This window comes from Aeromonas sp. PrichA-15 (genome assembly GCF_017939245.1).
In the GTDB taxonomy this organism is placed as follows: Bacteria; Pseudomonadota; Gammaproteobacteria; order Enterobacterales; family Aeromonadaceae; genus Aeromonas; species Aeromonas caviae.
On record NZ_JAGKRH010000159.1, the window covers coordinates 1 to 14,229 of the forward strand.

The window sequence follows — 14,229 nt, forward strand, 5'->3', positions numbered from 1 at the left end:
GTAGTCTCGCAGGCTGGATATCCCGGAGTCGCTGACAAAAACCGGTAAATTTACCGATCCGGTTGAGTTCAGAAGAGCTAAGAAGTTGCTTGAGGTACTGGGTTGCATTGATAATAGTCATGGCTTCGGGCGTGTCGGTTTTTTTTGCGATTAAATCAGATCACAAACGAAGCCTTTTTTCTATCTATTTCAATTGGTTGTAGCTAAAGATCCTGTACATGAGCGGTCTCACAGCCATGAAAAAGGGCCCCGCGGGGCCCTTCACTATAACCGGAATAAACGGACGAGTTAGATGGCCCAGCCACCGGCATAGAAGATCACCAGCGCCAGGGCGATGATGACGGTGCCGATGTTCAGCTTCTTCCACTCGGCAGCGAAGATGCGGCCAACGACCAGTGCCACGAAGCCCAGCATGATACCGGTGACTATATTGCAGGTCAGTACGATGAAGACGGCGCACAGCATGCCGGCGAGGGCATCGACCGAATCGCTGAAGTCCAGCTTGGTGACGTTGCCCAGCATCAGAAGACCGACGTACATCAGGGCCGGTGCGGTGGCGTAAGCGGCGTTGTTAATGGGATGGTCGCCCCTACCCAAAACGGCATCTGAAGTGCCAAAGTGGCGAATGTACGTTCCCACTGATGAGAGAGGCGACCACCATGAAGGCTACGACAATCGGCATAGATTTGGCAAAAGAGGTATTCCAGGTTCACGGGGTGGACGAGCACGGTAAGCGGTTGTTCAACAAGCAACTCAAGCGTTCACAAATAGCCTCCTTTTTTGCCGATATTCCACCCTGCTTGATCGGCATGGAGGCCTGTGCGTCTGCGCACTTCTGGGCCAATAAGCTGCAAGGGCTGGGACATACCGTCAAACTGATGGCTCCCCAGTTCGTCAAACCCTATGTCAAAACCAACAAGCATGATGCTGCTGATGCAGAAGCTATCTGCGAAGCCGTCACTCGACCCAATATGCGGTTTGTGCCTATCAAAAGTCCTGAACAGCAAGCCGTTCTGGCACTTCATCGGAGCCGCCAGGGATTCATCAAGCAGCGGACTGCACAAGCTAATCAAATCAGGGGATTATTAGCTGAATTTGGCATTGTCATGCCTATCGGGATCCACCAACTACTACGACGGTTACCTGAGATCCTGGAGGACGCAGAGAACCAGTTACCCAGCCTGTTTCGTGTTCAACTGAGTTTGCTACAGAAACATATTGAGTATTTGTTTGATGTCGTGTCGACGCTCGATAAACAGATAGAGCAGTGCCATCAGCAAAACGCGCTATGCCAGCGTATTGGTAAGATCCCGGGTATCGGCCCCATCACCGCCAGTGCGTTAATTGCGACCATCGGCAACGCCAACAATTTCGAGAATGGCAGACAACTTGCGGCCTGGCTTGGTTTAGTGCCACGCCAACATTCCAGTGGAGGCAAACAAGTGCTGCTTGGGATAAGCAAACGCGGAGATACCTATTTGAGGACCTTGCTTATCCATGGCGCCAGGGCAGTCTTACAGTCTGTCAAACGTAAACAGGATACCGTATCGGGTTGGGCCAGTAGGCTATTGGAGCGCCGGAATAACAACATTGCCTCGGTAGCATTGGCTAATAAGAATGCACGGATAGTGTGGGCCTTATTGGCCAAAGACCAGGAATACTGCGCGCCAGTGATGAACGCTTAATATTCGGGGTCAGCAAGAGAGGGATAACACCACCGATTGCCCAGGCAAGCATGAAGTGATGGCAAAACAGGTCAGACCGTGATGGGGAAAACCCGGTTTAGGCAAGGCTCTTGAAAGAGCGCGTTGTTGATTGAGGCCTCCATCAGCGGATTCCATCAGGGACAGAGGCGTTTTATTACCTCAGTACAGTCCGGATCTATGGCTGCAATCGATGACCTGAGTAAAGCCACCACAACATATTTCGCTTGGCAAACGGGGGCGACCATCTATGCTCAAATCAGGGAACTATCCCGCAGTTTGGTGATCTGATCTCTTAGGTTCACCACCGGGAGCGCCAGATGGGCAAGTCCAAGCACAAGATCAGCAACTGGAAACAGTACAACCAAGCCTTGGTGCAACGTGGTTCGTTGACCGTCTGGATGGATGAGCAAGCCATCCAGCAGTGGCATTGCCAAACCCATCATGGCCGCCGGGGGCGAGGCTTCCATTACAGCGACTCTGCCATTGAAACCGCGCTGATGCTCAAGGCGGTATTCAAGCTACCGCTGCGTGCCTTGCCACCATGCAACGTATTGCTGCCGCTCTGGCAACGAGGTCAGTTGTCCTCGTCGACGTTGCTCCAGTAGGCATCGAGCTTTTTTTGCAATATCAGCAGAGCTGCCGCCTCGGCCAGGGCCTTGTCTTTGCGCCGCAGCTCTTGCTCCAGTTGCCGGATACGCTTCTTGTCCGCTTTGGCCTGTGCCTTCTCCGCCTGTTGTAAGGTACGAGCGGATTGCTGGCCCAGAATACAGGCTTGGCGCCATTGCTGGACTTGCTCGGGATAGAGACCCTTACGGCGGCAGTACTCACTGAGTTCAATCTCGGAAAGCGCAGCGGTTTCCAGCACGACGGCGAACTTGGCCTCGGCGGGCCATTCATCGGTCAGTTTGTTGTCCCCGGGCACAGGAGACCCTCCGTCTTTGGCGTGTTTGCGCCAATTATACAGAGTGACCTCGCTGATGTTTTCCTGCCGAGCCAACTCGGCCACCGACATATTGATGGGCGGCAGCAGCTTCTTGAGCAAAGCAGCCTTGCGCTCACTTGAATAACGAGCCATTCGACACTCTTTATCCGCCCCCGGTCTTCACATTTAGATTATTCAGATTAGGCGACAACTATTCTGACACCGGGGGACAGATTACATATGATAGTGAAGGTTTCGATGTCAACTTTGCTGCTAACAAAAGGGTAGAAAGAGCTACGTAAATCTACTCATTTCTTGAGAGATAGGGTGAACAAATTATCGTCTATCGCTGACGAATATTGATATTTTTCAACTGAATAAACGCTCTGAACTACGGATGTAACACGGTTTAGCGTATGATTAGACTCAGTGTTTATTAAAAGGTGTTAGAGCAACATGATGGCAAAAGCATATCTGGGTGACATTATCGGTGGCAGCATAATGCTCCGCGAGAGTCGGCTTATCGCTCAGTTGTTGCTGCAGCATCCGGATGATGAAGCGTGGGAGCGAGAGATTGTAGAAGGCAATCTTTTGCAGAAGAGTTCCATTCATAGCGTTAAACGCATGGCTTCAACATTAAGAAAGCGTTTGGAGCCCATGCAGGATGCGTTTTGGTCCCAATTGCTAACTGCTCCCGATGATTTGGCTCGGCAGATGCTGATGTTGGCAGTCATGTGCCAATCACCGGTGCTGATCGATTTCATGGCAACCGAAGTGGCCGATGCGAGGCGGATGTACCGCGAGGCGATACGCAGTGAGGATTGGCCCGAGTTTTTTGCGTCGCGCCAACGGGTCATTACCGGGTTGGAGCGTTTTTCTCCGAGCTCGATACAAAAAATGGGTTCGAACATTTTTAAAATTTTAGCCGATGTCGGTTACCTGGAGTCTGCCCGAAGCAAGCGTCTGAAGGCTGTTTATCTCCTTCCCGAGATCCGTGAATGGGCCAATCGCCTGAATTGTCCCAAAGCCTATGAGGCGATGGAGGCAGCACGATGAATACTCAGCAGGAGTTGGCTGAGCGTCTCGATGCGATTCGGGAACGCCTGGATAACGATGACTTTCTCAACAACCGGGGCTTGGGCAACGAGATTGGTTTCTACATCTTCGATTACCCGCCGCAATTTGAATTGATGGTTCGTGACTATCTGGCGCTATTGGTCGGCCGCATGGCAAAACTAGGGCGCCGCTTTGTTCATCTCAACCTGTTTGATGAGATGCTGGCGATGCTTCAAGAGCGAAAGCTGCTGGACAAGGCGTTTGAGCTCGAGAAAAAGAAGGGCATTGATGAGCTGGCCAAGGCGTTAAAGGGGCCGTTGGAGCAGGGGCGGGTAGCACAACATCTGGTGAAAAAGATGGATCCGTCGGCGCAAGAGTTTGTATTGCTCTCCGGGCTCGGTCAGTGCTGGCCACTACTGCGGGGCCATAGCTTATTGAATGCCTTGCATGCCCACATGGGGGAAACCCCCTTGGTGCTGTTCTACCCGGGGCGTTATAACGGTTTGGAACTTTACCCCTTTGATTTGGATACCGCCGAAGTGGCTCCGGCTAACTACTACCGGGCATTCCAGTTGGTTCCGCAAAAACGGAAGTTCGAGAGTCGGAGTTAGTCCAGGCAATGGATGCCAAGTGGCAAGAATAAGTCGTTAATGGAAGATAATAATCGGGATATGACAATGCAGATACGTGAGCTGTTTACCAAACCATTGGATCGGAATATTAACGGGGTCGTGAAGGCCGAACAATTGGATGAACAGAGTATCTGGTCAGAGCTTGATGAGTATGTAGTTACGCGAGAGTTGAACCGTCATTTCCGCCACTTCTTTGAAACCTATCTTCCTGCAATCACTGCTCCGGATGATCCCTCTTTTGCTGGCCGCATTGGCATCTGGGTTTCCGGTTACTTCGGCTCGGGTAAGTCACACTTCATCAAGATCCTCTCCTACCTGCTGGGTAATTGCCAAGCAAGCTCAAATGGTCAAACGTGCGCCGCCATCGATTTTTTCCGTAACAAACTGGATGACAGCCTGCTCTTCAGCGATATCCACGCGGCGGTTAATCGCAGCACGGAGGTGATCCTCTTCAACATCGACAGTCGAGCCGATACCGAAGACAAAGAAGATGCGATCCTCAAAGTCTTCTTGCGCGTGTTCAACGAGCGACTCGGCTACAGCGCCGATCACCCTCATATAGCCCATCTGGAGCGCGAACTGGATACCCGTGGTCAATACCAGGCCTTTCAGGCGAAGTTTGCCGAGCTCAAGGGGGCGTCCTGGCAGGATGAACGCGATGCCTATGGTTTCTGCCGCGATGAAATGGCTCAAGCCTGGGCTTATGCCACCGGGCAGTCCGAGGCCTCTTCGTTGCAGAGCATGGAAAATCTGGAGTCGATGTTTACCCTCGACATTGCCAATTTCTGCAAATGGGTGCGCGAGTATCTGGATCGATGTGGCGACAAGCGCATCGTGTTCCTGGTTGATGAAGTCGGCCAGTTCATCGGTAACAACACTCAGATGATGCTGAAGCTCCAGACCATCACCGAAAATCTGGGTACCAGTTGTGGTGGACGAGCCTGGGTGATCGTCACTTCGCAAGAGGATATCGATGCGGTATTGGGTGATCTGAGTGCCAAGAAAGGACAGGATTTCTCCAAGATCCAGGGGCGATTCTATACCCGGATCTCACTCTCTTCCTCCAATACGAACGAAGTGATCCAGAAGCGTCTGCTGGAAAAGAACGAGCTGGCCAAAAATGAGCTGGCCCAACTCTTTGTGCACAAGGGCGACATACTGCGCAACCAATTGGCATTCGATGCCAGTACCACCGCCGAGCTGGCCAACTACACCGACAACGTCGAGTTTGTCGACCACTATCCCTTTATTCCGTACCAGTACCTGCTGGTGCAAAAGGTCTTTGAGGCGATCCGCAAGGTGGGGGCGACCGGTAAACACCTCTCGCGCGGTGAGCGTTCATTGCTGGATGCTTTCCAGAATGCCGCCCGGCAGAATATCGACAAGCCCCTGGGCGTCCTGGTGCCATTCCATGCGTTTTACCCGGCAATCGAGTCCTTCCTCGATACCAACGTCAAACGGATTTTCGAACAGGCCGCCGAGAAGAAAATTCTGGATCCTTACGACGTTAACATTCTCAAAACCCTGTTCTTGATTCGATATGTCGATCTGGTCAAGTCCACTCTCGACAACTTGGTCACGCTTTCCATCGAGGAGATTGATACCGACAAGGTGGCGCTGCGCAGCAAGATCGAAGCGAGCCTCAATCGCCTGGAGAATCAGTTACTGATCACCCGCAATGGCGATCAGTACGTGTTCCTGACCAACGAAGAAAAAGAGATAGAGCAGGAGATCAAGCACACCCAGGTCGAGGCGACTGAGGAGAACCGTCAACTTGCCAAGCTGATCTTCGAGGAGATCCTCGGCAATCGCCGGTTGTACCGTTATCCGGTAAACCGCAAGGATTACCCCTTGAGCCGTTTCTGTAATGGCCATCCCATCGACGGCAGTTTGCAAACTGACCTGGTGCTCAAGGTCATCTCTCCGCTGGATGTCAATTTCGAAGGCTATAACGACAACGCCTGCAAGGCTCTGAGCCTGGAAGGGCAAGGCTGTGTTCTGCTGCGGCTACCAAGTGATAAACGGGTGTGGGATGAATTCGATACCTGGCTCAAGACCGAGAAATTCCTCAGCAGCATTCGTGGTCAACGCCCCGAGCAGGAGAAGCTGCTGACCGAGAAGGCGATCGAAAACTCCGGGCGCAGCAAGCGCTTGCGCGTCATGTTTGATGAGCTGGTCAAGCAGTCCGAGATTTATGCTCTTGGCAACCTGTTGGATGTGAAATCAGCCAGCGTCGGCAGCATGGTCGATGATGCCTTTAGCTATGTCATCGTGAATTCGTTTCAAAAGCTGACCCTGCTCAAGAGCACTGGCTCTTCTCCTCAGCAAGAGCTCAAGGCCGTGGTGATGGCCGACGATCTGGCGCAGCTTAACCTTGGCTTGGGTGACCAAGATCCGAATGTTGCTGCCAAGCAGGAGATTGAGCTGTTCTTGAATGTGGCAGACGAAACCAACAAGCCGGTTTATCTCAAAGAGTTGCTGGAACGATTCGGAGCCCGACCGTTTGGCTGGAATCCGGATGAGGTGATGTTGCAGCTTGCCCATCTGGTGCTGCAAGGTAAGGCTGCGTTATCAACGCCCAATGGCGACTTGCCACTCAAGCGTAGCTATGAGCAGTTCACGTCGGTGCGCAGTCACAGCCAGTTGCGCATTCGCCGGGTGAGGCAACATAGCGAACAGCAGGTGGTTAAGGCCGCCAAATTGGCCAAGGAGCTATTCCAGAAAAACTTTGATAGCAGTGAAAAGGTGCTGGCAGGGCAACTGATCACTGCGCTGGAAAACTGGCAACAGCTGCTGCGCGATTTTGAGTACAAAGCCAAGTCTGGCCCATGTCCGGGAAGCGATGTCTGCGCCACCGGTGTGCGTTTGGTGGCTGAGCTGCTGGAGCAACGCACTAACAGTTTCAACTTGCTGGAAACGCTGCAGAAAAATAGTCATGAGCTGCAGGATTTCGCCGAGGATTTTGAAGAGGTCGAAGAGTTCTTCACCCGTCAGTTCGAGACCTGGCAACAGCTGCGTCGGGCCTTAACCGAGCAATTCAAGAGCAATCGCCATGCGCTGGCGCAGGATGCCAGCGCACAAGCGGCGCTAAACGCTCTGGAGGCTATCTATCGGGATCCGCGCCCATACGCTCGCTTGCGCGAGGTCGGTGGTCTGGTTGATCAGCTAAGGGTCATCAACCAGCAGCTACTGGATGCCAAACGTGCCGAGGTGCTGATCGCAATCAATGAGCTGCAAACCGGTGTTGAGCTGGAGCTCGCCGAGTTGCCTGCAGAGCGTAAGAATCAGGCGCTGCGACCCTTTGTGGTGCTCAAAGAACGTTTGGCGGCCACGCATTCGTTGCATGAAATGGTCAGTCTGCAACAGGAGGCGGCCGATGCAGAAGATAACGCCATTGCGCTGATCAATGACTATATCCGGCTGCTAGAAGAGCAGAGTAAATCCAAGGTGGCACCGTCGTCGACGACCACGCAAACCGGTGGGCAGATCAATGAGTCGGTACCCGCAGCTGGACCGGCCCCCGCTCCGGCGGCACAGCCCAAACCTAAGCCCAAACCCATCGAAATCGTATCGCCAACCGATCTGTTCGATGTCGCAGGCGCTTTTATCGAATCCGAACAGGATATCGAACACTATCTGGCTAAACTTCGCGCGCGGCTACAACAGGCCGTCGGTCAGGGCAAGCGGGTTCGTATTAAGTAGGGAAATAATAAGAGGGAGCACGGATGAATAACTACCAACAACAGACGATGACCAAGAGTCAGCTTCGCGAACAGAGGCTGCAGGAACTATTAAACAGCTGTCAGCAGCAGGTGTTACAACAAGTTATTGGGCCTTTTGGATTGACCCCCGCAATGTTCGAGGACAAGCGAGGGGGGAATGTTACTACATTGCATAATTTCAATCAGGCGGTTGAAGAGGCTAAGGATCCCAGTAATACCAAGCCAGCGCCTATAGCTACTGCCGCAGATCAAGAACGACTCAATAAATATATCGACAGTCAAGAAAAAGAAATAGATAGGAAGAGAACAAAAGATTATTTAAAAGAAAAAAGAAAAGAAATGGGTTTGTCTAAAGAGGACTCTGGCCCGAATAAGGGTCAGTATCGTAATACGAAGGATCCGGTTAGTGATTATACAGGGAAGACCGTTGGTCGGGATAAAGACACCCATATTGATCACGTGGTTTCTGTTGCCGAAATTGAGCGTCAGAGTAGAACGCATCTGTTTATGGATGAGGATCAACGGTTTGGTTTAGCAAATCAGGATGCAAACCTTGCTGTTTCTGAAGGGTCAATTAATCAGTCAATGAATGATCGTGACAAGCTTGAATGGGCTAAAGCCCAAAGAAGAGCAGATCCTGGAAAGACGAATGCAGAGTCTTTTGGGGTTGATCAGCAGTTGCTTGAAAAAAAATACCATGAAGCAAAAGATAAAATTGAGCGAGATATACTTGTTGCTCAAATAAAGAAACAAGGCTCTGAACTCGCTATTACTGGTGCCAAAGAGGCGGGTAAAAACGCATTACGTCAGGCCCTCGGTGTGTTGCTTTATGAATTTGTCAACGGTTCGTTTATTGAACTTAAGCAACTGATGTCTAATCCCAATGACGAGTCCTTGATTGAACGGTTAATTGCGGCCTTTAAACGAGTTGCGGAGCGTGTGATTTCAAAGCTCAAAGATGCCTTGCAATCGGCTTTGCAAGGTGGGGTGCAAGGATTCATCAGTAATCTGCTGACGTTCATCATCAACTCGGTAATTACAACTTCCGCTAAAGTGGTCACCATCATTCGTGAAGGGATGAAAGGCTTATGGGATGCCTTGAAACTTCTGGTCAACCCACCAAAAGATCAACCATTTAGCGAAGTATGCCGGCAGGTAACCAAGATTTTTGCCGGTATTGTCACCATGGGCCTGGGTATGTTGTTTGAAGAGTCTATCAAAGGCTTCATCATGTCGATCCCCATCTTGTTGCCGATGGCGGATGTTATTGCGCTGGCCGTGACCGGCATTCTTACCGGTGTAACAACCGCTTTAGTTATCTACGGAATAGATCGCTTTTTTGATTGGCTCTCTTCAACCGGTACTGAACTGCTACAGGCGCAAGAGGCGCATCTGGATGAGATGAAAAACAATCTTCATCAGATGGCAACCTGGATTGAATCGCAATATAAATGCTCCGCTCAGTATCAGCTGATTGCCGCGGAATATGGGGTGATTGGTGATAATCTGCATCTTGCCCTGGATCACTCCTATCAAACCGTAGATAGCGGCAACCGTATGCTGGAAAGTCGTGCTACAACGATTAAAAATTTGGAAACCAGAGTTGAACAATACCGCAATCAGCGGGGTGAATTAGACATGCTGATGAATAGTTTTGATGAGCCGATGGAGAATAATAAATGAGTACGGAGCTTAATCACGTTGTCCAATCGATGTCTCAGGTTTCAATTCCTCAAGAAATCCTGAATAAAGTAGATATGAAAAACTTATTGAAAGGTTTTTCGGATGACTATAAGAAACTTGATGATTTAAAAGCTGCTCGGGCTCGCCATGAAGATCGAAACGTCGTTAGTCGTTGGTGGAATAATGATGAGTTGGAAGATGCGCAACTCGATGCGGCTGAGTTGCAGGCCAGTTTTTCAAAAAAACTTGGTCAGCTCATGGTTATATCAGTTGTTCAGTCGCAACAGCTTTACCAACAGCAGACTGCTCTGGCTGAGCAGCAGCGAGCTATTAAAGAACAGACTGCTAAATTAGCTGAAAATGATGAGCAGTTGAAAAATCAACAGCTCAATCTAGAAGAACAGAATAATAAACTTGAAAAGCTGGTAAAAGATTTTGTTGAACTAAGGGGATTGACCCTGGATGATGCGAAAAGACTTACACAAATTGCTATTCAAGTAAAAGAAACCAAAGACTCATTGATGATGAGTTTTGGGAACCGGATGCAGGAAATAGATGGTATCCGTCAAAATATCCTCACCGAGCAATCGGCACTGGTCAGTCGCCAAACCCAGCAGCTCAACACCTTTAAAAACGAAGCAGAGCACCGTCTGGATGCCCATCAGCAACAGATCGAGCAACGCATCAAACAGGCGCTTCAGCAAATTTGTCAGACGGATGAACAACTCCAGCAGGCATTGAAGACGACGGAGCAGCGCATTGCTGAGACCTTGTCCCAAGCTCTGGAACAGCAAAAGCAACAGCAGGCTGGCTATGATCAGCGCTGGCAAGCCGATAAGACGCAAGTTTTGAACAGCTTGGAACAGCATCAGCAAGGCTGGATGCAAGAGGTGCAGGAACAAAATAGTCGGCTTGAAGCACTGCAAACGGATAATCATCAATTACGACATCAGCTCGGTGAACAGGCACAGCAACATGTGCAGCAAGTAGAAGCACTACACCAGTTATTCGATTCGCTAAAGGTAGAGTCTGTACAGCGCGAGCTGAATTGGCAGCAACGTTGGAAAGTGATCACGCGTACTGTCGCAGGCGCTTTGACTGTACTGACTGCTGCATTGGGCTATCTGGCGTACACCAGTTACTACCAATTGCCTCTGTTCTGATCGTGTATTGCCATGCTGCATCGTTCACTCGATGCAGCATGTTTTGCCAGCATTTTGGGAACTCATCTGCACCATGAACACCTCCAATCTGAAAAAAGTGGCGCCTAAGGCGCGGATTGCCTTTATCAATGCCATTACCGCCCGGGCGGCTGAATTCGGGATCACGGCCCAAGGCTGTACTGAGCCGGTGATCAGCGGCGAAGTGCTGCAAGTTGGCAATTTTACCCATCCGGCGAAGTGGGCTCCCAGCCTGCAGCGACTGCAGCAAAAGGTGGCGGAGCTCGGCTTTGCCCAGCTGATAGAGCAGATGGCCTACACCTGGTTTAACCGCTTTTGTGCCATCCGGTTTATGGAGCTCAAAAGCGACGATAGCTACCTGGAGCACGGGGTGCGTCTGCTCTCCCATCCGACTCAGCCCCAGGGGTTCGAGGCGCTGGATCGGGCGCCGGAGGTGATTGACTCGCTCCTTGGCGAAGGCGTGCCACTGAATAAGCCCGCCTTGCTGGAGCTGCTGCTGGCCGGTAATCAGCAGGAGGCGCTGCTGCGCGAGTTGCTGCTGGGCCAGTGCCACCGCCTGCATCAGGCGATGCCGTTCTTGTTCGAAGCCATTGATGATGAAACCGAACTGCTGCTGCCGGGCGGATTGACCCGCACCGACGCCTTCTGGCGGCCACTGGTGGACGAGATCCCGGAAGCGGACTGGCAACAGGTCGAGGTGATCGGCTGGCTCTATCAGTTCTATATCAGTGACAAGAAAGATAAAGTCATCGGCAAGGTGGTCAAATCCGAGGATATCCCGGCCGCCACCCAGCTCTTTACCCCCAACTGGATAGTGCAGTATCTGGTGCAGAATTCGGTGGGCCGCTACTGGATGCAGACCTATCCCGATTCCGCCTTGCCCCAGAGCATGCCCTACTATGTGGCGCCCGGTGAACAGGCTCCCGAGGTGCTGGCCGAGCTGGCGCGCCAAACCCCCGAGAGCATAGCGCCGGAGAGCATCAGTGTGCTGGATCCAGCCTGCGGATCGGGCCACATTCTGGTCGAGGCCTATAACCTGCTCTACCGCATCTATGAAGAGCGTGGCTACCGTAGCCGCGATATTCCCGAGCTTATTCTCACCCACAACCTGTTCGGTCTGGATATCGATGACCGAGCCGCCCAACTGGCCGGCTTTGCCCTGATGATGCGCGCCCGGCAGGATGACCGCCGCCTATTTGGGCGGGGTATCCAGCTCAATATCCATGCGCTGCATGAGACGCGTCATCTGGATATCGCCAAGCTCTGGCAAGGACTGAACCTCAACGCCGACTGGCACCGGGGGGAAATCCAGGATCTGTTTGCCGGGGAGCCGGTCGGGCTTGACAGCAAGGATCCCCGTTATGCGCTGCTGCGCGTTCTGGCCAAACGCTTTAGCCAGGCCAAGACCTTTGGCTCCTTGATTGAGGTGCCCGCCGAGCAAGCTTCGGCCCTGGATGAGTTGGCCGCCGATCTCAGCCGTCTGCTCGCCGACGGGCAGGGTAGAGGCGATGCCATGCAGCGCACTGCCGCCCACACGCTGTTGCCCTTTATCGAGCAGGCCCGGCTGCTGGCTCGTCGTTACGATGCGGTGATTGCCAACCCGCCTTATATGGGCAGCAAGTTTCATATTCCGGTCATGAAGGATTTTTTGAAGGCCAATTACAAGGAGTATGAAAAAGACCTGTTTTCGGCATTTATCGTGCGGAATCTGGCTTTGTCCAAACCCCGAGGGCAGCTGGGTTTTATGACGCCATTTGTCTGGATGTTTATCTCTAGTTATGAGCCGCTGAGAAATTACCTCATAAATGAGAAAACCATTACTTCATTGATTCAGCTGGAATATTCTGGATTTGATGGAGCAACTGTGCCGATTTGTACCTTTACGCTTGAAAATGCGCACAATCCAAACTTCAAGGGTGGCTATGTCAGGTTATCTGATTTCCGTGGTGCCGATCAGCAAGGGCCAAGGGCTCTTGAGATTATTCAAGCGGCAAACCAGATGGGGAAATAACTATGGCTAACTCATCTCTAAAGACGAACGGCGGCGAAGTGGTTTCGACCACCGCCTTTGTGCTGGGCAATGCCCACCATCCGCGCTATCAGGGCGCCTATTTCCGTCTGGTGGATGGCAACTCGGAAGCCGAAAAGGCCGCGATGTTTAAAGCCGCGCTGGCGCAACAAGGGTAAACAGTATGACTCATAGCCTCTTTGCCTTATCGTCCAAGTTTGTATTTGGTCAACAGTTTGTTGACCAAATAGCCGAGCCTGGAGAGAGGTAAAGCAAAATGCCTAATTCCAATCCACAAAAATTTGACCGTGCCGAGCTGGCTGATTTTTATGAAAAATTGGTGCTCTACTATGAGATCAACGAAGGTCTGAAGCACCTGCCACTGTCAGCCAGCAGTAAAGGTTATCGCAAGCTGAAACAAGAGCTTAATTTAGAGATTCACTCGGCGAAAACCTTGGATGAACTCAGAACGCTGATGCAGTGTGAAGCGGTTAAGTCCAGCCTCCAGCAAAGCAGACAACTGAGGGGGTCGAATATAATCTGCGTTTATAACAGCGAGGGTAATCTGCTAAAAAGCATCTTCACTCAGCTGCGCAATGCTGCTGCCCATGCTCATATTCGCCGAATAAAGCAGGGGCAAATTTGGTATCAAATTGAACACGTATATGCCAGTAGGCCTAAGAAAGGTGAAGTTGCCAAAGTCAGCCTGCGATTTTTCTGCTGCATAAAAAAAACTGATTTCTGGCGATTTGTCGAAGCGGCAAAAAACTTAAAAACGGCTGTCAAGCCTACGCCCCTTGAGCAAGACGCCCAACACAATTTGAATAAAGAGGTGGCCCAATGAGCCAGCAAGATAATAAAGAGATGGCTAAGTATTTTTACCGTGCTTCGGCGGCAGATTTTAAAAAGATCCCAGGAAGTCCTATTGCATATTGGGTTGCAGATGAAGTGTTGGGGCTTTTTGGTCACGATGTTGTCGGAGATTATGTTTATTCTCAAGGCTCAGTGAAGACGGGCGATAATGAGCGATTTATAAGAAATCATTGGGAGGTTTCATCACCGTTTATTGGTTTTGAATCAAAGTGGCGCTTACATCCAAGAGGTGGTGAATATAGAAAATGGTATGGTAATGTTTTAGAGGTTGTTGCATGGGATGATAATGCGAGAAATCACTACCTGATTACCCATGATTAGCAGTCAGTTACCACGAACTATACTGATCTTACGTACAGTTATCGAGGTGCGAGATCATGGCCAAAAGCAAAATCCAATTCCAGAAAGGCTACAGCCTGTTTGAGTTTCTCAAGGACTATGGCACT

10 protein-coding genes and 3 pseudogenes are annotated in these 14,229 nt (G+C 51.1%); 11 read left to right on the forward strand and 2 right to left on the reverse strand.

Annotated elements, in window-relative coordinates; translation table 11 throughout:
• Nucleotides 1–288 precede the first annotated feature (288 nt).
• Nucleotides 289–564: pseudogene (locus J9889_RS17225) on the reverse strand (permease); the annotation flags it as partial.
• A gap of 95 nt (nucleotides 565–659) precedes the next feature.
• On the opposite strand from J9889_RS17225, the gene J9889_RS17230 reads away from it, so the two are divergent.
• The gene (locus tag J9889_RS17230; protein WP_108540987.1) at nucleotides 660–1,685 is read left to right on the forward strand and encodes an IS110 family transposase; all 1,026 of its coding nucleotides are present in this window, start codon (nucleotides 660–662) and stop codon (nucleotides 1,683–1,685) included.
• Nucleotides 1,686–2,023: 338 nt separating this feature from the next.
• Nucleotides 2,024–2,242, forward strand: a pseudogene (locus tag J9889_RS17235) (transposase); the annotation flags it as partial.
• A gap of 15 nt (nucleotides 2,243–2,257) precedes the next feature.
• Here the strand turns inward: J9889_RS17235 and J9889_RS17240 are convergent.
• A pseudogene (locus tag J9889_RS17240) lies at nucleotides 2,258–2,781 on the reverse strand (transposase); the annotation flags it as partial.
• Between the two features lie 303 nt (nucleotides 2,782–3,084).
• Here J9889_RS17240 and J9889_RS17245 point away from each other — a divergent pair.
• The 9 genes from J9889_RS17245 (at nucleotide 3,085) to J9889_RS17285 (ending at nucleotide 14,104) form a co-directional block, all read left to right on the forward strand.
• Nucleotides 3,085–3,684 carry a DUF1819 family protein gene (locus tag J9889_RS17245; protein WP_210557475.1) on the forward strand — a complete coding sequence of 200 codons (600 nt, stop codon included), beginning with the start codon at nucleotides 3,085–3,087 and terminating at the stop codon, nucleotides 3,682–3,684.
• The gene (locus tag J9889_RS17250) at nucleotides 3,681–4,295 is read left to right on the forward strand and encodes a DUF1788 domain-containing protein (protein WP_210557477.1); all 615 of its coding nucleotides are present in this window, start codon (nucleotides 3,681–3,683) and stop codon (nucleotides 4,293–4,295) included. The genes J9889_RS17245 and J9889_RS17250 overlap by 4 nt, the downstream gene beginning before the upstream one ends.
• A 66-nt stretch (nucleotides 4,296–4,361) precedes the next feature.
• Nucleotides 4,362–8,018, forward strand: coding sequence for a BREX system P-loop protein BrxC (gene brxC / locus J9889_RS17255; protein WP_210557479.1), 3,657 nt, complete (start codon nucleotides 4,362–4,364; stop codon nucleotides 8,016–8,018).
• A 23-nt stretch (nucleotides 8,019–8,041) separates the two neighbouring features.
• The gene (locus J9889_RS17260; RefSeq protein ID WP_210557481.1) at nucleotides 8,042–9,721 is read left to right on the forward strand and encodes a hypothetical protein; all 1,680 of its coding nucleotides are present in this window, start codon (nucleotides 8,042–8,044) and stop codon (nucleotides 9,719–9,721) included.
• Nucleotides 9,718–10,884, forward strand: a complete 1,167-nt coding sequence (locus J9889_RS17265) for a hypothetical protein (protein ID WP_210557483.1) — start codon at nucleotides 9,718–9,720, stop codon at nucleotides 10,882–10,884. Before J9889_RS17260 ends, J9889_RS17265 begins: the two co-directional genes overlap by 4 nt.
• 73 nt (nucleotides 10,885–10,957) lie before the next feature.
• Complete coding sequence (pglX, locus tag J9889_RS17270) at nucleotides 10,958–12,913, forward strand: BREX-1 system adenine-specific DNA-methyltransferase PglX (protein ID WP_210557485.1); 1,956 nt, start codon at nucleotides 10,958–10,960, stop codon at nucleotides 12,911–12,913.
• Between the two features lie 2 nt (nucleotides 12,914–12,915).
• The gene (locus tag J9889_RS17275) at nucleotides 12,916–13,089 is read left to right on the forward strand and encodes a hypothetical protein (RefSeq protein ID WP_210557487.1); all 174 of its coding nucleotides are present in this window, start codon (nucleotides 12,916–12,918) and stop codon (nucleotides 13,087–13,089) included.
• Between the two features lie 98 nt (nucleotides 13,090–13,187).
• On the forward strand, nucleotides 13,188–13,754 hold the full coding sequence (locus J9889_RS17280; RefSeq protein ID WP_210557489.1) for a hypothetical protein: 567 nt from the start codon (nucleotides 13,188–13,190) through the stop codon (nucleotides 13,752–13,754).
• Nucleotides 13,751–14,104 (forward strand): hypothetical protein, encoded by a 354-nt coding sequence (locus tag J9889_RS17285; protein WP_210557491.1) that lies wholly within the window; start codon nucleotides 13,751–13,753, stop codon nucleotides 14,102–14,104. The genes J9889_RS17280 and J9889_RS17285 overlap by 4 nt, the downstream gene beginning before the upstream one ends.
• Nucleotides 14,105–14,229 lie beyond the last annotated feature (125 nt).

What these genes read in the sequence shown, in the direction of transcription:
- J9889_RS17230 (WP_108540987.1), top strand. Translation starts at nt 660, where the DNA reads ATGAAGGCTACGACAATCGGCATAGATTTGGCAAAAGAGGTATTCCAG.
- J9889_RS17245 (WP_210557475.1), top strand. Translation starts at nt 3,085, where the DNA reads ATGATGGCAAAAGCATATCTGGGTGACATTATCGGTGGCAGCATAATG.
- J9889_RS17250 (WP_210557477.1), top strand. Translation starts at nt 3,681, where the DNA reads ATGAATACTCAGCAGGAGTTGGCTGAGCGTCTCGATGCGATTCGGGAA.
- brxC (WP_210557479.1), top strand. Translation starts at nt 4,362, where the DNA reads ATGCAGATACGTGAGCTGTTTACCAAACCATTGGATCGGAATATTAAC.
- J9889_RS17260 (WP_210557481.1), top strand. Translation starts at nt 8,042, where the DNA reads ATGAATAACTACCAACAACAGACGATGACCAAGAGTCAGCTTCGCGAA.
- J9889_RS17265 (WP_210557483.1), top strand. Translation starts at nt 9,718, where the DNA reads ATGAGTACGGAGCTTAATCACGTTGTCCAATCGATGTCTCAGGTTTCA.
- pglX (WP_210557485.1), top strand. Translation starts at nt 10,958, where the DNA reads ATGAACACCTCCAATCTGAAAAAAGTGGCGCCTAAGGCGCGGATTGCC.
- J9889_RS17275 (WP_210557487.1), top strand. Translation starts at nt 12,916, where the DNA reads ATGGCTAACTCATCTCTAAAGACGAACGGCGGCGAAGTGGTTTCGACC.
- J9889_RS17280 (WP_210557489.1), top strand. Translation starts at nt 13,188, where the DNA reads ATGCCTAATTCCAATCCACAAAAATTTGACCGTGCCGAGCTGGCTGAT.
- J9889_RS17285 (WP_210557491.1), top strand. Translation starts at nt 13,751, where the DNA reads ATGAGCCAGCAAGATAATAAAGAGATGGCTAAGTATTTTTACCGTGCT.